The 18,563-nt window shown below is 60.7% G+C and carries 17 protein-coding genes and 3 pseudogenes; 13 read left to right on the top strand and 7 right to left on the bottom strand.

The annotated features are described in order from the left end of the window. Window positions 1-311 precede the first annotated feature (311 nt). Window positions 312-1,958: a DUF6538 domain-containing protein gene (locus ACTTAG_RS10305; RefSeq protein ID WP_444462240.1), complete on the top strand. Its 1,647-nt coding sequence runs from the start codon at window positions 312-314 to the stop codon at window positions 1,956-1,958. Window positions 1,959-1,989: 31 nt separating this feature from the next. Here the strand turns inward: ACTTAG_RS10305 and ACTTAG_RS10300 are convergent, their stop codons facing one another. Beyond that, complete coding sequence (locus ACTTAG_RS10300) at window positions 1,990-2,613, bottom strand: hypothetical protein (protein ID WP_444462239.1); 624 nt, start codon at window positions 2,611-2,613, stop codon at window positions 1,990-1,992. 255 nt (window positions 2,614-2,868) lie between these two features. On the opposite strand from ACTTAG_RS10300, the gene ACTTAG_RS10295 reads away from it, so the two are divergent. Further along, window positions 2,869-3,468, top strand: a complete 600-nt coding sequence (locus tag ACTTAG_RS10295; protein ID WP_444462238.1) for a hypothetical protein — start codon at window positions 2,869-2,871, stop codon at window positions 3,466-3,468. Between the two features lie 137 nt (window positions 3,469-3,605). On the opposite strand, the gene ACTTAG_RS10290 is transcribed toward ACTTAG_RS10295, so the two are convergent. Further along, entirely contained in the window at window positions 3,606-4,481 is an 876-nt protein-coding gene (locus ACTTAG_RS10290; protein ID WP_444462237.1) for a recombinase family protein, read from the bottom strand. 361 nt (window positions 4,482-4,842) lie between these two features. On the opposite strand from ACTTAG_RS10290, the gene ACTTAG_RS10285 reads away from it, so the two are divergent. The 4 genes from ACTTAG_RS10285 (at window position 4,843) to ACTTAG_RS10270 (ending at window position 9,867) form a co-directional block, all read left to right on the top strand. Beyond that, entirely contained in the window at window positions 4,843-5,304 is a 462-nt protein-coding gene (locus tag ACTTAG_RS10285; RefSeq protein ID WP_444462236.1) for a helix-turn-helix domain-containing protein, read from the top strand. Next, a complete protein-coding gene (locus ACTTAG_RS10280) occupies window positions 5,301-5,879 on the top strand; it encodes a PIN domain-containing protein (protein ID WP_444462235.1) in 579 nt (192 codons plus the stop codon). Before ACTTAG_RS10285 ends, ACTTAG_RS10280 begins: the two co-directional genes overlap by 4 nt. Before the next feature lie 1,168 nt (window positions 5,880-7,047). Then, the gene (locus ACTTAG_RS10275; RefSeq protein ID WP_444462234.1) at window positions 7,048-7,908 is read left to right on the top strand and encodes a ParA family protein; all 861 of its coding nucleotides are present in this window, start codon (window positions 7,048-7,050) and stop codon (window positions 7,906-7,908) included. Between the two features lie 1,347 nt (window positions 7,909-9,255). Further along, window positions 9,256-9,867 carry a helix-turn-helix domain-containing protein gene (locus ACTTAG_RS10270; RefSeq protein WP_444462233.1) on the top strand — a complete coding sequence of 204 codons (612 nt, stop codon included), beginning with the start codon at window positions 9,256-9,258 and terminating at the stop codon, window positions 9,865-9,867. A gap of 156 nt (window positions 9,868-10,023) precedes the next feature. Here ACTTAG_RS10270 and ACTTAG_RS10265 read toward each other — a convergent pair. The 5 genes and pseudogenes from ACTTAG_RS10265 to ACTTAG_RS10245 form a co-directional block, all read right to left on the bottom strand. Beyond that, window positions 10,024-10,386, bottom strand: a pseudogene (locus ACTTAG_RS10265) (IS66 family transposase); the annotation flags it as partial. Further along, complete coding sequence (locus ACTTAG_RS10260) at window positions 10,304-10,540, bottom strand: IS66 family transposase (protein ID WP_444465231.1); 237 nt, start codon at window positions 10,538-10,540, stop codon at window positions 10,304-10,306. The gene ACTTAG_RS10260 and the pseudogene ACTTAG_RS10265, both read right to left, overlap by 83 nt. Next, window positions 10,522-11,622 (bottom strand): IS66 family transposase, encoded by a 1,101-nt coding sequence (gene tnpC / locus ACTTAG_RS10255; RefSeq protein WP_444462232.1) that lies wholly within the window; start codon window positions 11,620-11,622, stop codon window positions 10,522-10,524. Before tnpC (ACTTAG_RS10255) ends, ACTTAG_RS10260 begins: the two co-directional genes overlap by 19 nt. 57 nt (window positions 11,623-11,679) lie before the next feature. After that, complete coding sequence (tnpB, locus tag ACTTAG_RS10250; protein ID WP_110807476.1) at window positions 11,680-12,030, bottom strand: IS66 family insertion sequence element accessory protein TnpB; 351 nt, start codon at window positions 12,028-12,030, stop codon at window positions 11,680-11,682. 61 nt (window positions 12,031-12,091) lie between these two features. Then, a complete protein-coding gene (locus ACTTAG_RS10245; RefSeq protein WP_444462231.1) occupies window positions 12,092-12,394 on the bottom strand; it encodes a transposase in 303 nt (100 codons plus the stop codon). Window positions 12,395-12,570: 176 nt separating this feature from the next. Between ACTTAG_RS10245 and tnpB (ACTTAG_RS10240) the strand changes: the two genes are divergently transcribed. From tnpB (ACTTAG_RS10240) to ACTTAG_RS10210, 7 genes and pseudogenes are all read left to right on the top strand, one after another. Further along, a complete protein-coding gene (gene tnpB, locus ACTTAG_RS10240; protein WP_444462230.1) occupies window positions 12,571-13,218 on the top strand; it encodes an IS66 family insertion sequence element accessory protein TnpB in 648 nt (215 codons plus the stop codon). 228 nt (window positions 13,219-13,446) lie between these two features. Beyond that, window positions 13,447-13,854 carry an IS66-like element accessory protein TnpA gene (gene tnpA, locus ACTTAG_RS10235; protein WP_444462229.1) on the top strand — a complete coding sequence of 136 codons (408 nt, stop codon included), beginning with the start codon at window positions 13,447-13,449 and terminating at the stop codon, window positions 13,852-13,854. Beyond that, window positions 13,851-14,204 carry an IS66 family insertion sequence element accessory protein TnpB gene (tnpB, locus tag ACTTAG_RS10230; RefSeq protein WP_444462228.1) on the top strand — a complete coding sequence of 118 codons (354 nt, stop codon included), beginning with the start codon at window positions 13,851-13,853 and terminating at the stop codon, window positions 14,202-14,204. The genes tnpA and tnpB (ACTTAG_RS10230) overlap by 4 nt, the downstream gene beginning before the upstream one ends. A gap of 63 nt (window positions 14,205-14,267) precedes the next feature. Next, window positions 14,268-15,961 (top strand): annotated as a pseudogene (gene tnpC, locus ACTTAG_RS10225) (IS66 family transposase). 106 nt (window positions 15,962-16,067) lie between these two features. Next, a pseudogene (gene tnpC, locus ACTTAG_RS10220) lies at window positions 16,068-17,026 on the top strand (IS66 family transposase); the annotation flags it as partial. After that, entirely contained in the window at window positions 17,024-17,971 is a 948-nt protein-coding gene (locus tag ACTTAG_RS10215) for a phage head morphogenesis protein (protein ID WP_444465230.1), read from the top strand. The pseudogene tnpC (ACTTAG_RS10220) and the gene ACTTAG_RS10215, both read left to right, overlap by 3 nt. An 11-nt stretch (window positions 17,972-17,982) precedes the next feature. After that, a complete protein-coding gene (locus ACTTAG_RS10210; RefSeq protein ID WP_444462227.1) occupies window positions 17,983-18,501 on the top strand; it encodes a phage virion morphogenesis protein in 519 nt (172 codons plus the stop codon). Window positions 18,502-18,563: the final 62 nt, after the last annotated feature.

The following is an 18,563-nucleotide window of genomic DNA, read 5'->3' as shown; positions in this document are numbered from 1 at the left end:
CGAACCTTTCCCGGTGCAAGCTGTGCGAATTGTGGCGAGATACACAGAAACAGGACCGCTTCAGGGTGACGTCACCGGCATTTTAACGATTTGCGCCGGGTCATGACGGAATTGACGGCGAATCAAGCGTCTTTATTCGGTCGTTCGGACCCTGTCCGGGACTGTCGGCGCGGTCTGGTGGGTGATGAGAGACTCGAACTCTCCTCTGTCACCCACTCGACCCCTTGAAATACAGCAACATACCGGAATCTTGATGTTTTTCGGGTTGGCTGATACACCACCTGCACCACAGGCTGCTACACAGGCGGGTGATGAGCAAGAAGGCGGACTACATCCAAAAGCGGGGCAAGAACGGCATCTGGTATGCACGATTGCGCGTGCCGACTGACCTCGTGAAAGCCTTCGGGAAGGAGGAGTTCAGCAAGTCGCTGCGAACGAGCGACGAGCGCGTGGCGCGCAAGCAGGCACGCACGGTTATTGCCGAATGGGAGCATCAGTTTGAACAGGCCAGCCGAAAGCCTGAGTTGAGCACCGCCGATGCCGAAACCTTGGCGCGGTATTACTACCACCAGCAAGAGCAGGCCGATCTGGCAGAACGTGACAAGCGCCCGCTTGCGGCGCAGAAGGATGCTTGGATGGAAGAGGCGGTCGGTCGGCTCGCTGCTCGTCTTCGTCAAGCCGGTGCAAATGCTGATCCATTTAAGGCGCTGGATCTGTTGCTCGACGAAATCGGCAACTTGGATCTAACGGAGATAGCACAGGAGCACAGGCGTATCCGCCTGGATGAATTGCGCGCGCACCACTTTAGACGAGAATACGCCTTGATCGCGCACGAGGCCGAGCATCTGATCGAAAGTCAGTCGCTGCCGATCACGCGAGAGGACCCGCTCGATCCAGAGAACTTCTCCGAGGAGTTCATCAAGTTGTGTGATCGTCTGATGCGCGCAGAGATCGAATTGCTTAAGCGTCAAAACGAGCGCGACGAAGGAAACTTTGGCGGTGTCCCGGAAGACGCGATGCTTCGGAAGGGCAATGCCAAGCTCGACCTCACTTCGTTCGCCGACATCATCGACGAACAGGAGAAGCGCTCGCGGCGGGGCCTCGGCCGGACGAAGTCCGAGAGCACCTTTCGCAAGTATCGCACGATCACCAAGGAATTCGTAGAGTGGCGCAAGAGCCCGCGTGCCGCGACAGTGACGAAGGAAGAAGTTGAACGTTGGCGTGACGAGCTGATCGACAACGATTTCGCGACAAAGACGGTGCGCGACAAAGTCAGTTGCATCAAATCGGTGCTGAACTGGGGGCAGTCACAGTCGAGCGAGAAGCTCTTTCCTGCAGGGGTGCCTCTCGATGGCTTCGAGCTTCCTGAGCTTGAGGAACGCGACAGCGCAGAACGCACCTACACCGTCGCGCAGGCCGAGAGGGTTTTGATCGCAGCGCGGGCGCAAGATGCCAGTTATAAGCGCTGGGTGCCGTGGATGCTCGCTTATAGCGGCGCGCGCGTGAGAGAGATCCTTCAATTGACCAAGGAGGACTTCTTCCAAATCGGGCAGGACTGGTTCTATCATATTCGGCATGGCGGCGATCGCACGACGAAGACGAAAACGAGCCGGACAGTCCCTGTTCATCCTGCGCTTGTCGATGAAGGACTGATCAACTTTGTCGACAGCAGGCCCGGGGGTAAGATATTCACCAACGCGCGTATGGACGGTAACCTCCGCGACTGGATAAGGGAACAGGTCCTGCCGGAGTTGGTTTACCCGAAACCCGGCCCGAACCACGGTTTTCGTCATCTTTTCGAAGATCTCCGCTTTGGTGCGATCGAGACCGACGGTTCGAACTACATCACTGGTCGTTCGATAAAGGGCTCCGCAGCCGGTTACGGCAAATCGCAAGCGATGCTGCCTGCGTTGGCGAAGCAGATGTCGAAGTTTCCAAGGTTTCTAAGCGGATCATGACGACGTCGCGCTGGAGGTCAAGCAGAGCAGGTCACCGCGCGGCTCTCAGCTTAACCCGCGCGACCTTGCCCAACCTCACGCAGACGAAATCAAGCCGAATGTGGCTCGCTCCTTGTTCGAACTCGTGGACGACGATGCTCGGCGCGTTCTGGAAGTCTGCAAGACGAATTTTACCTTGCGCGAGCCTCGTCTTGCCGACGAGGACACGCACCCGGGAGCCGGTCATCTGGTTGCGTAGCACGAGCAGGTAGGTGCGACCCCGGTCCTCAATGTCGTCGAGGTCATAGACCTTGAGCAGCGCACCGGATCTGTCACGAAACACGCGAGACCGACCGGACGGGGCACGCTTGACCCTGATCGACCGCTGATCATCGTCCGTGCATCCATGCTTTGGCCAAGGCCAGCCGACATCGTCGAACAAGACCCGTCCACCGTGACGGCTTTGGTAGAAATACACCCGAGCCCCGCAGACCGGGCAGGACGCGTTCGGATCGAGGTAACAGTCGTGCGTCCAGCCGTGACGCGGAACCGGTTCAGTGACGCGTTCCAGGCCGTCACACAGCCCGCCACCGATGTGAAGCGGCCTGAGCACACCATCGACATAGCGAAACGCGATCTCGCCGCCGCATTTGTCACAGATTGCCACCTCGAACACCGTCCTTTTCGTGCAGCTTCACCTCAAACATCCGAAAAACAGTCCTCGTCTTAGGTTCTGAGCCGGGCCCGGGCAATAGCCGAGGCAGTGGGCAAGGTGATGTCTGACCAATCCCGCTTTGCTGCCGTTCCCCGGATGTGTATTCGTCATGCCGAGCCATAAAGTAGGCGCGTAGAATTCTACCGGCCGAGCATCAGCCTGATCGCCCACCATAGAATTCTACGCAGATCATCGGACAAGAACGCCAACACGACCATGAAGCAGAAGCGCGACAACACTTATTACCTTGAGCGCCTGCGCCGCGAACACCCGCAGATCCATGCCGATTTCCTCGCTGGGAAGTTCAAGAACATCACCGAGGCGAGAAAGGCCGCTGGTCAGATCAAGGTCAAGACGGCGCTCGAGAAGCTCGAAGAGGCGTGGACCGAGGCATCCGCGGTAGAGCGCGATACCTTCAAGATGCGCATAGGCTGCATGGCCGCCACAGGCGCTCCTGCAGTCATCTCTGCGCCGGGTGGTGAGTTGGCGGCCGTAGCGCCATCAACGCAGCCAGTGACTCGCTCCGTGAATCCTGTGGCCTATCCTGCGCCGGGGCGACCAAACAACGTCGCAACCACGCCCGTTCTGATGTCAAAACATCTGCAGCCGGGCCGCGGCCAGCTCACTGATGACGAGCGCGCCGATGTGCGAGAGATCATGGACCGGCGCGGGATGAGGGTCGGCCAGGTCATGCGTGAACTGGGTCGCAAGCCACTCGATGCGTCGCTTGGCCAAGCTTTGCATCGAGGAACGACGCTCACGGCCGATCTTCTCGACCAGCTGCGTCGTTGGATCGAAACGAACCGGAAATCCTGACCCTCAAACGGATCACGTTCGCCCGGCGGTCGGTCCCACCTTGTAGCCGTTCCCCGACATCGGACGCCATGCACGGACGCTTGCAGGTGTAGAATTCTACGGCGCTAGGGAGATTACGACCGGGCAGCAGATCGGCCTCAAAACACCCCGAAGTTGGGGTTCTTCTGCAACTCCATCAGCACCAGCTCTTCCTCGGTGGGCTCAGCAGGCGGTTTGGTGGCTTCAACGACCGGAACGGGGGTAGAGACACCTTGAACCGCAGGAAGGGCCTCCAGATCGTCGTCCATGTTGTCGATCTCGTCCTGCATCGCGATGAACTCTTCGGCTTTCCTGCGCACGTCCCTGACGCTGTTCTGCGTCCAGGGTCGTTTCCACCCGGTCAGGATACGGTGACGGTTCAGAAGATCCGCAAGCGCCTTGTGCGACAGATCACGGTAAGCAGGATCGGACCGGAGGATGTTCGCCACTCGAATGACGATGGCCTCGGATTTCTCTGACCTGGCTTTTGCAGAAGCCTGGGCCGCTTTCTTGCGAACAGACGTGTCGGAGAATTCTACGCCGTCAGCTTTCTTTGTCGACAGCGCCTCGGACGTGCCTTTGCGGATGTTGTGAACGACTTCCTCTCCGCGCGTGATCGCCCGAAGCAGGGCGGGTGCCTTCATGAAGCGTCCATCCTTCACGGAAAAGACCGGAACATCGAGCGTCTTGAGGAAGTCACGCGCGGCCTCGACGTTTCGAAACAGACGGGTCGGCTCGGGAATGATCAACAAAGCACCCTCGGCACGAGCGCGGGCGACGGCTTCGATCAGACCATCACGACGCACACCTCCAAGAGGATCTGCACCGGAAGCGGTGTCTTCGTAGATACCGAGAAGGGTAAAGCGACGGCTTGCACAGGCTTTCCTGATGCGCGCGGCCTGCTTTTCGAATTCTGTGTCATCCTGAGCTTGCTTCTCTGTAGAGAGACGGATGTAACCTACTGCTATGCTTGGACGATCTTTGCTAGTGCTCATGTTGGGTGGGGTCTTTGAGAGGGTGATGAATTACGGGGGGTTGCGGTCGGGTTTTGAGGCATCGGATCATGACCGTCGCCACAAGTGATGAATAGCATAATACGACTTTCATGGGCCCGGAGCAAGGAAGATCGGGGGTGACCCGACTTGTGCGCGCGGCATATCTGCTTGATCTGAAACTCGAATCCGTCATCTCGGTGGCCATGACGTCATAGCGTCAAGCGCGTTGCTATGGACTTCGCTGGAGCAACACTTATTTCATCCGTTGCGTTTATTTCGAATAGACGTGACGCGCGCCTTTCCCCTGTGCTACGATGCACCGAGGTGATCTGCTTCACCCGCAATACCGAGGACACGACTCATGCTCGCCCTGATGGACCAAACCCGAGCACCCTTCGTTGCTGACGAGGCCGAGGCCGTCGTCGCACGTCGTGCTGCTGACAGCCTCAAGGCCGTCGCCGAAACGCATCAAAGCGTGAAGGTGTCGATTGGCGGTCCCGATGCGAACATCGTGGTGCCGCTGCCCGCGTCGGCCGTCGCGATGTTCCATGCAGTGCTCGAGGCGATGGCGAACCGCACGCCGATCTCGCTCATCCCGCATGACGCGGAGTTGTCGACCCAGCAAGCCGCCGACTTCCTCAACGTCTCGCGTCCGTTCCTGATCCGTCAGCTCGAGGGCGGGGTTCTCGCCTATCGCAAGGTCGGTGCCCATCGCAGGGTCCGTTTTTCCGATCTGATGGCCTACGAGCGCCAGTGTCGGCAAGAGCAGTCGAAAGCGCTCGCCGAGCTGCATGATGAAGAGAAGCGCCTAGGCCTCGAATGATTTCGACCTTCACAGCCTTCTTTGATGCGAACGTCTTTTACGGCGCGAGATTGCGAAGTCTCATGCTTTACGCGGCTCAGACCAAGCTGTTTCGGGCGCGCTGGAGCGACATGGTGCATGACGAGTGGGTCCGCAACCTGTTGAAGAACCGACCGGACCTGAAGGCTTCAGACCTCGATCGCACACGCAGTTTGATGAACGCGGCCGTCGCTGATTGCCTCGTCTCCGGTTTTGGCCCGCTCATCCCTGCGATCACCCTGCCTGACCCGGATGACCGGCATGTGGTGGCTGCGGCGATTGTCGCTCGCGCGGATGTCATCGTGACCTTCAATGCAAAGGACTTTCCCGCCGAAGCACTCAGTGGGTTTCAACTGCATACGAGACATCCGGACGATTTCCTGATCGAAACCTTCAACCTTGATCCGGAAGACATGGCGCAAGCAGTGCTTGCCGACTTCCTGCATTACCGAACGCCACCGCTCACCTTCTCGTCCTATCGCGAGGGCCTCGCGAAGGCGGGTGTTCCGAACTTCGCTGGCTTGATCGAACCGCTCGAAGTGTTGCTGCCCGAGTGAACCCCGCAGCGTGAGCGGAGCATGCGGGCGGGAACCAAGGCGGAAAACGAAGACGGCTGGCGCGGCAGTCTTCCACCCTTTAGCTTCGCACTTCATCATGCAGATCGACATCAACCACCGCAGATCGACCACATAGCGCATGCCAGACCCATTGGGGCGCGCGCTGAGTCGCATCCATCATCACGCATTAGGTCATGGTGCACCCGCGCGAGATCACAGCCTGTGACCGCCCCATGCGCATTTTCATCGAACCGGAGAAACGCCGTCCTTCGCCGCGCTGTCTACATAGCTGAATAGCTGTTCAGCTGATGAGCTACAGTCATATTACGCAGCGCGGCGCAGGAAACGAGATCGAAATCACCACCTTCGGATCGAAATACGCGCCGGTGCGATCGTCATGGGCCGACGCGCTTTCATGCCGCAGAGCAGGGTTTTCGATCCGGTTTCGATGGATTTCGTTTCAGGATGCCCCATCCTGAAGTCAGCGCTTTCGGTGGAAAAAAGTTTTCCGAGGTTTTTGTCAACCTTGGGAGCGTCGAAGCCTTATTTTATTGGGGTTTCGAGGTTGAAAAGGTTGACAAGCTGACCTGAAAAGTTGACAAAAACGACGTTTTCAGCGTCGCTTGTCAACCAAAATGTTGGGTTTTGTCAACTTTGGACCTGTTTTTGTCAACCAAAATGTTACGTTGTCAACCATGCTGTCAACCTTCCAGAGCCCTCGCGCCTGAGCCCGACGACCTGCACCTTTGATCGTTGACTGCCTCGGCCTGCTCGAGACCGCATATCAACGATCATTGAGGCGGCCTGCCGGACTGCCTATGTCAAATCGCAATTTCAACGATCGTTGACGCCCACTCCAAGGTGGTGCATCCTCAACACTCATTTCAACGAACGTTGATGGCGCGATGACCGACACCCAGCGCATCACTTAGGGCTATGAACTTCACGCAACTGGTTGCTGGGCACATCGCCCATCGATATGATAACGCAAGTGCGCCGCGTTAGACAAAGAACTCTGGATTCACCCGGATGATTAACGGGTTCTGTCCCGAGCATTCCATCTGAACCACACCGACTTAACCAAAGCTGTTGCAACGCCCCGCATAACTGCCCCAATGTAACGGGGATTTGAAGTAAAGCTTACTGACGAGCAAAGAGGAGACTACAATTGAAGTGTCCGGTTCTCTCCATTCTCAACATGAAGGGTGGCGTCGGAAAGACGACAATTTCTGCACACGTAATCCGCGTCCTTTACCACAAATGGCAGAAGAAAGTCCTACTTGTTGACCTAGATGCGCAATTCAATTTGACGCAGGCAGTCGTGAAGCAAAGCGTTTATGATGGAGTATTGGCCTCAGGTGAGACTGTGTTAGCAGCTTTCGAGCCGACACCGTCAAATGACTTTTTCAAAGTCAAACATTCTGACCAGCCGCCGCCTAAAGCTTCTGAATTGGCTATAACTCTGCGACATATCGGAAGGGGCGATAAAGCACGGCTGGACCTTATCCCCGGCGCATTTGATTTGATGAAATACTCAATGATCGATGACCCCGCACAACTAAAAATGGCGGCGCAGCACTTCGCCAGATTTATTTCCCAAACTCGCGATGAATACGATTTGATTGTCTTGGATTGCAATCCAAGTAGTTCTTTTGTAACAAAGTGCGCGCTTGAAAACTCCACTAACGTCCTCTCTCCAGTGCGATCGGATAAGTTCTCGATTCTCGGCGTAGGAATGGTCGATAAACTATTTGACCACTTGGGAGTTTCAGTCAACCATATGATCCTGTTCAATGGTGTGAGAAGACACGCGCCACGATCACAAGTTGAAACTGAACTTCGGGCGCACTCGAAGTTCGGACCAAAGACATTGGTCTCTCGACTGGTAACGAGCAAGCTTCTTGCTGCTGAGCCTACCTACACGGGCTTTGCGACAGACATGGGAGGACCCTATAGCGGCATCCTTCGAGACGAAATCGGAAAAATCAGCGATGAGATCGCCGGGAAACTAGGATTTAAGTCATCATGATAAAATCTGGGCGCTACCGCATATTCGCAACGATTGCACTTCAAAGTCCCAGCGAGTCTGAGCTGAGGCGATTTCATGATGAGGTTTCGTCAATGAGCCCGAGCGCCTTCATCGAGCTTGTGCGGGACATTGAGGACGAAGTCGAAAATTCGTTGAGCCTCACAGTTGAGCGAAATACGGAGCGAAGTTCAAGGCCGTTTGAGGCGGAAAACATATTTCGCGAGCTTGACGCAATTCGAAAGAATAGGCTTCGGCTACCTGTGACGCGGTTTGCGGAACTGATGACATCAAGCATGCTCGAATCCAAGGAAGTTCATGCAGGAGATATCCCTCATTTCGACTCTCGTCGCGGGTTGCAAGCTTGGATCGAACGTCTCGTTAGAAACTTTGGAGAACAATTCGTCCTTCACGCAGCTATTCGGACCGAGAAGATCGGAGGATCATTTAAGGAATCAGACTGGAAACTGAGATGAATGAAGCAGAATACCGCGCCCTGCTCAACCGGGCACAGTCGCAATTAGCATCTAATAGTGTGATCGCGGATGCCTGTGCGAAACATTTGCGCCTTTCCCTTGCGTGGACCGCTCATTTTATGCACCTCCATAAGGGAATTCACTGTGATCTGCTGCTCCGGGGTTGCTACGGCGCTGGAGTTGAATCCGTATCATTAGTCGCCGCGGGTTTGCTACGCCCAGCGATTCTATCTCTAAGATCACACTACGAATTAAGCCTACAGTTTTTGTTTTACAGAGATCACCCAATAGAATGGCGTAACGTGTTATCGTTTCGAAATCAGCCAACCCTTCCGGGCGTCAACAAGAAATATCTTAAGGATAACTTTCCAGCATTCGATGAACGCTTTAAGGAGCTTTCCAAAAATAAGGCGAGGAGCCAAGAGGACTGCTACGACGCGCTTTCCGGTGTAGCGCATGGAACGGCCTTGCATTCGATATCTCAGGCTACGGTGCCTCAGGATTTGGTCGAGGAGAGTTCAATCCTTACGCAAGCTGAGAGCATTTTCCTGTCAACAAGTGAGTTCCTGAACGACGTCCATGTTTCGTGTTTCGACAGCAATTGGCTCTCACTTCCAAAATCCGTTAGCTGCAACCTCGTTTCTCGGTTCACGCCCGCGAGCGCTAGGGAGAAACTCCGCATGTAATGCGGGTTCGAAACCTAGTCTGAGATTGGGATTCTTGCGCGCGACTTTCGAACGGCGATAATCACGCTTTGGCGTTACTGCTTTCTAACCTGTTACGAACAAAGTGTTTCCATTCGAATTGTCAGTGTCAATTGACGCTGTGGGGCCTGAGCGCGGAGGTGCCTGCGCAGGGGCGCTGACAGCCAGGTATGGGCCGTCATGGCCATGTCGATCGGGAGTGGAGGGTTCAGACGCTCCAGACCGGCTGGCACCGGCTGCATCCCCATCACCACGACGCGTTTTTTCTAAGACTTCGGTCGTTCAGTCAGATCCCGGTCTTTCATGCGCAACTCCCACCCGACGCGCTCGGTGCGGTTCGTTACGGTCGTCTCATCAGCAACAACAGCGAGACGAACACAACCATGACGACCCCTTTCAAAACCAGCAAAGTCGCCAAGCTCATCACCGATCGCGTCGATGCGCTCGCGCATCGCAAGACCCAGAACGAGATCGCGGCCGAGGCCGGGTTTCAGAACGCGAACTTCATCTCGATCCTGAAGTCCGGGAAAAGCAAGTTACCACTCGACCGTGTGCCGTCGCTCGCGAAGGCGCTCGAGGTCGACCCGGCGTATCTGATGCGCATTGCGCTTGAACAGGCGGTGGGCGTGACGGCGGCGAAGGCGATCACCGAGATCTTCGGCACGCCCGTGACCGTGAACGAAAAGGCGTGGCTGGACGAGCTGCGTGATGCGTCGAACAACAGCGACCCTCGGATCACGGCGCGGGGGCGGAGCGCATTGCGTGGGATCTTCGGCAAATGAGCGATCTCTTCGTAAGCGCCCGGCCATCGCCCTCGTTGTTTGAGGGGCGATGTCATCCGAGATGACGCCCGTAACAACGGAGGCGTCGATGGATAGCGACATACAAACTTACGTAAGTTCTCACAGTGATGAGTATTCCTCCGGTGACGGCCGTGGTCAGGCAGCCTTGATTTCGGCTTTTTCCAGCGGCTTCCAATGCCACGGCAGCAATTCGGGCAGGCGCGAGAGCGGCAGATCTGAGATCCTGGCGATGACGTCGGCGAGCCAAGCCTGCGGGTCGATCCCGTTGAGCTTGGCGGTGCCGATCAGGGAATATATGAAGGCCGCGCGCTGCCCGCCGCGCTCGGAACCGGCGAAGAGCCAGGATTTTCTGCCCAGGGCGACCCCGCGCAGGGAGCGTTCCGCCGCGTTGTTGGTGAGGCAGACCCGGCCATCGTCAAGGAACCGGGTGAAGCCAGGCCAGTGTTCGGGCGAGAGAATAATCGATCGCCTTGGCGACCTTGGCGTGCTTCGAGAGCTGCGCGCGTTGCGCCCGAAGCCAGCGCTCCAGGGCCGCGACCAGCGGGGCCGAGCGCGCCTTGCGGGCCTCCAGACGGACGGCAGGGTCGAGGCCGGTGATCCCGCGCTCGATGTCGAACAGCGCATCGATGCGCTTCACCGCCTCGAAGGCGATTGGCGAGATTTCCTTGGCATCCTTGCCTTTGCGGATGTTCCTTCGACATCGGCCAGTTCAAAGAACTTGCGCCGCGCGTGGCTCCAACACAGAGCCGGGAGAACCGGCCCCGGCTTGCGGTCGCCGCGGTAGAGGTCGTTGTAGCCGGCATAGGCATCTGCTTGCAGGATGCCCTGCCAGCCTTTCAGATGCTCGGTCGGATGCGCGCCGCCCCGATCGCGCGAGAAGCGGAAGATCACCGCTGGCGGCGCGGTGCCGCCGAAGGGGCGGTCGTCGCGCAGATAGGTCCAGAGCCGCGCCGTCTTCGTGCCGCCGCGGGCCAGCAGCGGCACGGTGGTGTCATCGCCGTGCAGGCGTTCGGCCGCCAGGACATGCGCCGCGATCAGATCATGGAGCGGCTTGAGCAGATCGGCCACGGCCCCGACCTGATCGGCGAGCGTGGAGAGACTGAGGTCGACGCCCTCACGGGCATACCGCTCGGCCTGCCGGTTCAGCGGTTGATGCTGGCCGAATTTCTCGAACACGATCATCGCCAGCAGGCTCGGCCCGGCCCAACCGCGCGACGTCGGATGGAACGGCGCCGGCGCTTGCGAGATCTTCTCGCAGTCGCGGCAGGTGAACTTTTCCCGGACGGCCTGGATCACCTTCCACTGCCGCGGAACCACTTCGAGCGTTTCGGTGATGTCCTCGCCCATCTTAACGATGCGGTCCGAGCCGCAGCAGCTGCAGCTGGTCGGCGCTTCGATCACCACCCGCTCGCGCGGCAGATGCTCGGGGAAGGGTTTGCGCACCGGCTTCTTGCGGTCGAACGCCGCGACCTTCGTGGTCTTTTCGGCTCGAGCCGCATCCTCGGCAGCGTCGGTCACCAGCTCCTCGAGCTGCAATTCCAACTGATCGATCAGCCGGGTCGTGCGTTCGGCACTGTGACCATATTGCTCGCGCTTGAGCAGCGCGATCTCGAGCTTCAGGCCCGCGATCATCGCCTCCGAGGTCGAAACCACCGCGCGCGCCTGCGCCAGTTCGGCCTTGGTGGCCGCCAGCTCGGCGCGGAGTTTCTCGAGGTCTGAGACGGGATCGGACATGGCCGCTTTTACCATGAACGGCCACGGAAGCCAACAAATACAGGCGTTTCCGCTCCATCAGCCCATCTTCTTCGGCTTCTGGGTCCAGCGCGGATTGCGCCAGTCAATTCCGTCGAGAAGATAGCCGAGCTGCGCAGCGGATATTGCAACAGCTTCGCCCGTGGCGCTTGACGGCCAGACGAATTTCCCTGCCTCAAGGCGCTTGGCGTAAAGCGAAACGCCGATCCCGTCGAACCACAAGAGCTTCACCACATCCGCCTTGCGCCCGCGAAAGCAGAAGATCTCGCCACTGTGGGGATCCCGACCGAGCCCCTGCTGGATTTTCAGCGCGAGGCTGTTCATGCCGCACCGCATGTCGGTGACGCCACCGGCGATCCAGACCCGCGTTCCCGCTGGAAACGCGATCATGCCCGCTCCAGGATCTGCACGAACCGCGTCAGCACCCCGGCATCGACATCCGGCGGCACGATCACCCGCCGCCCATTCGAAAGGGCGATCTCGATCGGACCCGACGTGACTGCGGTGGAAACCGCTGGGGCAATCCCATCCGGAAACAACTCGACGGCCCGAAACGCGGGAACCTCCCGCCCAACTCGCCGCGCTGATACTGCCGTCGCCATTGGTAAAGCCCCGACAATGCAATGCCATACCGGCGCGCCGTCGCCCGCGCGAGCTTCGGCCCGGAAAGGCTTTCTTCGACTATTCGGATCTTCTCCGCGAGGCTGAACCGACGGCGACGCCCCGTATTCGTCACGTCCAGAATTTCCAGCATGTCATGCACCGTCCATAAAGAGCTCAATATAGACGGTCCACTAACCCCGCACCCGCGTCACTCAAAGACGGCCCTCGCCGCAGGCTTACAGTGATGATCCTGGATACGCTGGTCGTATCGACATCGTGACGGGGCCGACCGGTCGCCGTCGCTGGCCCGAGCATGTGAAGGCGGCAATGGTGCTCGAGACGTTTCGGGACGGGGTGACGGTGGCCGACGTGGCCCGGCGTCATGGGGTTTCGGCGCCGCAATTGCATGCCTGGCGTCGGGCCGCGCGCGAGGGGCTTTTGCCGATGCCGGAGGATGATGCCCTCGGGCTCGTGCCGATCATGGTGAGCGGGGGCGCCGTGCCGGGCGATCAACCCGGGACCAGCCTTCAGCTGGAGATCGTCGGGTGCGGATCCTCGTGCCGACCGGCTTCGACGCGGCGCATCTTGGGCGGGTGGTTGCGGCATTGCGGGAGACATCGTCGTGATCCTGCCGGGCGGGATCACTCGCGCCTATCTGGCGACGCGGCCGGTGGACTTCCGCAAAGGTCACGCGGGCTCGCGCTGGTCGTGCAGAACGTGCTCGGCCACGATCCCTACAATGGCGCGGTGTATCTGTTCCGCTCGAAGCGCGGCGATCAGCTGAAGTGCCTGGTCTGGGACCAGACCGGTCTGATCCTGATCTACAAGAAGCTCGAGGGCGGTGCCTTTGCCTGGCCGAAGCCGGCGGATGGGGTCATTAGGCTGTCCCCGGCGCAATTCGCCGCTCTGTTCGAGGGCGTCGATTGGCGGGCTGTCCGGGCCGAGCGCAGGCAGAGGCCGCGGCTGGCAGGGTGAGCCGCGACAGGGTGACTCGGGCCGTGTTTTATGGCGTCCTTGCGGGGTGTTGTGGGGTAGTCTCGGGCCATGGCATCACGCAGCACCAGCACGGCCCGGGTGGCAGATCTTGAACGGCGTCTGGCCGAGGCCGAAGCGTATGCGCCGTCTCTGACCCATTGAAATCGTCGGTTCCAGCCGGTCGCGTGAACGGCGATTTTCCTTCTGAAGTTTCAGAAGGAGGCCGTGATGGCGGATGGAGGCGAAGGTTTTGGTGGCCGGATCGATGTGATTTCGCGGACACGGGGTTATCGGCGTTGGCCGGATGAAGTTAAGGCGCGGATCGTGGCGGAGAGTTTTCAGCTCGGCGCACGGGTCGGCGATGTCGCGCGTCGTCATGGGGTTCTGCCGCACCAGCTGTCGGATTGGCGCCGTCAGGCGCGGGCGGGGCGTCTGGCCTTGCCGGAGGAGGCGGTGGCGGACTTCGCCGCTGCTTTCGTGCCGCTGTCGGTGGAACCGGCGGTTGACGGCGACGCGGCGGCCGCGACCGACGGCGTGAGCATCGAGATCGGCAAGGGCGTCGTGTTGCGGGTTCCCGACGGCATTCCGGGCGCCCGGGTGGCCGAACTGGTCAAAGCCCTGCGGGATCTGGCATGATCGTCGCGGGCCAGCGTCTGCCTGTCCTGATCGCGACGAAGCCTGTGGACTTCCGCTGCGGGCATCAGGCGCTCGCGCTGATGGTGCAGAGCGAGCTGAAGCTCGACCCGCATTCCGGGGTGACGGTGGTGTTCCGTTCGAAGCGCGGCGACCGGCTGAAGATCCTGGTGTGGGACGGAACCGGGATGGTGCTGGTCTACAAGGTTTTGGAACAGGGCAGCTTCGCCTGGCCGAAGGTGCAGGACGGGGTGATGCGACTTTCGCGGGCGCAGTTCGAGGCCTTGTTCGAGGGCCTCGACTGGCGCCGGGTTCTGGCACAGCGGGTGCAGGCGCCGACTGCGGCGGGATGACTCGGCGGGCAGATTTTGGGCTTGTTTTATTGGGCTTTCCTCCCGGATCGGGTAGAAAGGCGCATGTCGCAGCCTTTCGATCTCAGCCAGTTTCCGGACCTGCCGCCCGAGGTGGTGCAGGCCTTTGCGGCCCAACAGGCGGCGTTGGAAGCGGCCCGGTTCGAAGCCTCGGTGGAGCGCGCCGCACGGGAGCATGAGCAGTCGGTTGGGGCCGAGAAGGACGCCTTCATCGCCGAGCTGAAGGCGCTGCTCGCCAAGCTGGAAGGTCAGGTTCAGGATTACCGGCGCACGAAGTTCGGGCCGAAGTCGGAAAAGCTCGATCCGGCGCAGCTGGAATTGGCGCTGGAAGATCTGGAAACGGCGATTGCCGAAACGCAGGCCCATATTGCCGCCGTCGAAGACCGGATCGCCGCCAACGAACCGGATCCCGAGAAACAAACGCCGCGCCCCCCCGCGCAAGGCCCGGGGCTCTGCCCGAGAGCCTGCCGCGGGTCGAGCGGGTGATCGAGCCCGAAAGCATCATCTGTCCCTGCGGCTGTGGCGACATGGTCCGGATCGGCGAAGACAAGACCGAGCGGCTCGATTACATCCCGGCGCGCTATCAGGTGATCGCCACGATCCGCCCCCGATATGCCTGCCCGAAGGGCCGCACAGGTGTGGTGCAAGCCAAAGCTCCCGCGCATCTGCTCGAGGGGAGTTGGCCGACCGAGGCGCTGCTGGCGCAAATCGCCGTCTCCAAACATTCCGAGCACATGCCGCTGAACCGCCAGGCGGTGGTGATGGCGCGGCATGGCGTGCCGATCGACCGCTCGGTTCTGGCCGACTGGATGGGCCGCACCGGCGCGCTGATCGCCCCCGTGGTCGAGCACATGGCCAAGCGCCTGATTGCGGAAAGCACCCGTCTTTACGTTGATGAAACGACGGCCCCGGTGCTGGATCCGGGGAAAGGCAAAACCAAGACCGGCTATCTCTGGGCGGTGCTGCGCGATGATCGCGGCTGGGACGGGACGGCGCCTCCGGGGGTGGTGTTCCACTATCGCCCCGGCCGGAAGGGCACATATGCCGACGAAATCCTCGCGGGCTTCGAGGGCACGATCCAGGTCGATGCCTATGGCGCCTATACCCATCTGGCCACGCCGAAACGCGCGGGCGGCAAGCCTTTGCAGCTGGCGTTCTGCTGGGCGCACGGCCGACGCCAGTTGATCAAGGCCAAGCCAAAGACAGGCTCGCCCATCGTCGACGAGGCGCTTTTGCGCATCGCCGCGCTTTACAAGATCGAGGATGCCATCCGCGGCGCCGCGCCCGACCGACGCCGGGCGATGCGGCAGGACCTCTCCCGCCCGTTGGTGGACGCGTTCTTCCTCTGGCTCGCGGCCCAGGCCAAGCGGGTCTCGAGCAAAACCGACCTCGGCAAGGCGATGATCTACATGCTCAAGCGCGAGGATGGTTTCCGGCGTTTCCTCGACGATGGCCGGGTCGACATGGACTCGAACCTGGTCGAGAACGCCATCCGCAGCCCGGCGATGAACCGCCGCAATGCGCTCTTCGCCGGTCACGACGAGGGCGGCCGCAACTGGGCCCGCTTCGCCAGCCTGATCGGCACCTGCAAGATGAACGGTGTCGAGCCTTACGCCTATCTGCGCGATCTCTTCACCCGCCTCGCCAATGGCCACCTGGCCAGCAACATCGACGCGCTGATGCCATGGGCCTATGCCCGGGGGGCGGAAAATGAGGCCCCCTCAGATCTCGTGAAATGAACTCATCAGGGATTCCCCAGTGAGATCATTTGAGGGCGATACAAAGCCGCAACGCGCACCCGTCCGCTCGCTCCTCCGACACCCGCAAGAAAAATATCAATGGGCCGTGGCCGCCGCATACGCCGAAGCCGCGCGGGCTGCCGCCGAGACCGCGCGGATCGAGGCGGAAACACGTCTTGCCGCAGTCGAGGAGGCGCGCGCGCGGCTGGAACGCCTGCTCTCGCAGATGCGCCGCGATGCTTTCGGCGCGAAGTCCGAGAAGGGCGATCCGGACCAGCATCACCTGCCATTCGAAGATGTCGAGGCTGCGGCCGGGATGCTGGCGGCGGCCAGCGAAGCGGCCGAGAAGGTGATCGGCCCCCGGAAGGCGCCAGCTGCTCCGCCGCAGCGTAACAAGGGCAATCTTCCCGCGCATCTGCCCCGGATCGAGCAGGTCATCGAACCGGAGAGCATCCTTTGCCCCTGCGGCTGCGGCGCGATGCAAAGGGTTGGCGAAAGCCGGACGGAGCGGCTCGATGTGATCCCGGCGCAATTCCGCGTGCTGGTGACGGTGCGCCCGAAATATGTCTGCCGGACCTGCGCGGGCGCGCAGCATGCCCAGGCTCCGGCGCCGGAATGGCTGGTGCCGCGCGGCCTGCCGACCGAGGCGCTGGTGGCGCATTGCATGGTCGCCAAATTCGGCGATTACCTGCCGTTTTACCGTCAGGCCGACATCTATCGCCGCCAGGGGCTCGATCTTGACCGCACGATGCTGGCGGAATGGTCCGGGCGGGCGGCACAGCTTCTGGCGCCGGTGATCGACGCGATGATGACAGAGTTGCGCCGCAGCGACCGGTTGCAGATGGATGAGACCACCGTGCCGGTGCTGGCGCCGGGCACCGGGAGGTGCGCACCGACTGGCTCTGGGTGGTGCTGCGCGATCAGCGTGGCTGGGGTGGCGGCGATCCCCCGATCGTGGTCTTTCATCACGCGCGCAGTCGCGCAGGCAAGGTCGCGCAAGAGATCCTCAAGGGGTTCTCCGGCGGCACGCTGCTGGTCGATGGCCACGGCGGCTATGACCAGCTGATCTGGAAGACGAACATCTCGACCTCCTATGCCGCGGGTCGCTGGGCCCAGCTGAATGCCAAGGGCTTCAAGTTCCTCGTCTATCGGCACAGCCATGCCGAGCATCCCCGCCTGCAGCATCTTGCCTGGGACGGCCTGATCCTGCCGATCGACCATCCCTTCTGGCAAAGCCACTTCCCCCCGAACGGCTGGGGCTGCGGCTGTTCCGTGCGCGGCGCGATGTCCATGGCTATGGCGATCCGGCTCGGCGGCGATCCGTCGAAGAAACTCCCTTCGGACTGGGCGATGCCGGATCCGCGCACCGGCGCCCCGAAGGGCATCGACCGCGGTTGGGATCATGCGCCCGGCGCAACCGTCGCCAACACCATCACGGCGCTGGCCGAAAAGGCCGGGAAATGGCCGACCAGCTTGGCGACGAACTTCATGCATGAAGTTCCGGCCGCGACTCGAGATGCCATCGCCACCGGCTATCGCGACGCGCCGTCCACCGCCGATACCATCCGACGCTGGGTCGAGCGCGTCCTGGGCGAGCGCGGCGGGGCGCCGATCTCGCCCGATGTCCTGGTCGAGCCGCAGCGGACGCTCGGGCTCGCGACCGAAAACCTGAAGGCGCAGATCAATGGGGTCGTGCCCGAAACATTCGGCGGTGAGCCCGTCGACATGCTCATGCTGCGCGATGACGTGCTGGCCTCGATGCGACAGACGCCACCATTGCCGGGACGGCGCTGGCCGACAGCTGCCGATTTCGCCCGGCTTGGCGAGGTGATCAACCAGCCCGATTCCGTCACCATGGAAACTGTCGGCCAGCTGCCAATGGTCCGGTTCCGCAAGGCGATCCGCAATGGCGAGGTGATCGAAGCGTTCTTCAGCTTTGAGGCGGGGCGCCAGCAATTGCGCCTATGGCGCCTGATGATCAGGACCTCTGGCGCAGCGCATATACTATAAGGAGTGTCACCGTGATCTCGGTGGAAGTGAACGACAAGCAGATCACCGCCACGCTGGCCGGGATCGAGGGCAAGCTCGCGAACCAGGGCGCACTCATGGCGCAGATCGCCGAGCTGCTGCTCGACAGCACCGTCGAACGGTTTCAGACGGGCACGGCGCCCGACGGCACGCCCTGGGCGCCGAAAAGCTCGACCACGATCGCAGCTTACGAGGCCCGCAAGGAGCCCGTCTCCCTCAAACCGCTGATCGGGCCGACGAAGAGCCTGAGCGACATCAGCAACTTCGCCACCGCCTCGGGCGACGACTGGGCCCGGATCAGTTCGCGCGCCATCCAGTCGGCCGTGATGCAGTTCGGGGCCCCGCAAGGCGCCTTCGGGGCCTTCATGGGCATCGACAAGCGCGGGCGGCGGCATTTCCACTCCATCCCATGGGGCGACATCCCTGCGCGGCCTTTCCTCGGGATCTCTGCGGAAGACGAGGAGAACGTGTTGGCGGCGATCGATGAGTGGATCGCTCAGACGCGCAGTTAACGCTTAGGCAACGTGAATAATCTAAGCTGTGGCTTGGAGAGAGGAAAAATGGAACTCAAAAT

This window comes from Rhodobacter capsulatus, from assembly GCF_052363185.1.
Taxonomy (GTDB): domain Bacteria; phylum Pseudomonadota; class Alphaproteobacteria; order Rhodobacterales; family Rhodobacteraceae; genus Rhodobacter; species Rhodobacter capsulatus_E.
This window is presented reverse-complemented; position numbering and strand designations above follow the sequence as displayed.

Coding starts and splice junctions, on each gene's coding strand:
- ACTTAG_RS10305 (WP_444462240.1), top strand. CDS start 312: ATGAGCAAGAAGGCGGACTACATCCAAAAGCGGGGCAAGAACGGCATC.
- ACTTAG_RS10295 (WP_444462238.1), top strand. CDS start 2,869: ATGAAGCAGAAGCGCGACAACACTTATTACCTTGAGCGCCTGCGCCGC.
- ACTTAG_RS10290 (WP_444462237.1), bottom strand. CDS start 4,481: ATGAGCACTAGCAAAGATCGTCCAAGCATAGCAGTAGGTTACATCCGT.
- ACTTAG_RS10285 (WP_444462236.1), top strand. CDS start 4,843: ATGCTCGCCCTGATGGACCAAACCCGAGCACCCTTCGTTGCTGACGAG.
- ACTTAG_RS10280 (WP_444462235.1), top strand. CDS start 5,301: ATGATTTCGACCTTCACAGCCTTCTTTGATGCGAACGTCTTTTACGGC.
- ACTTAG_RS10270 (WP_444462233.1), top strand. CDS start 9,256: ATGGGCCGTCATGGCCATGTCGATCGGGAGTGGAGGGTTCAGACGCTC.
- tnpC (WP_444462232.1), bottom strand. CDS start 11,622: ATGTCCGATCCCGTCTCAGACCTCGAGAAACTCCGCGCCGAGCTGGCG.
- tnpB (WP_110807476.1), bottom strand. CDS start 12,030: ATGATCGCGTTTCCAGCGGGAACGCGGGTCTGGATCGCCGGTGGCGTC.
- ACTTAG_RS10245 (WP_444462231.1), bottom strand. CDS start 12,394: ATGCTGGAAATTCTGGACGTGACGAATACGGGGCGTCGCCGTCGGTTC.
- tnpB (WP_444462230.1), top strand. CDS start 12,571: ATGGTGCTCGAGACGTTTCGGGACGGGGTGACGGTGGCCGACGTGGCC.
- tnpA (WP_444462229.1), top strand. CDS start 13,447: ATGGCGGATGGAGGCGAAGGTTTTGGTGGCCGGATCGATGTGATTTCG.
- tnpB (WP_444462228.1), top strand. CDS start 13,851: ATGATCGTCGCGGGCCAGCGTCTGCCTGTCCTGATCGCGACGAAGCCT.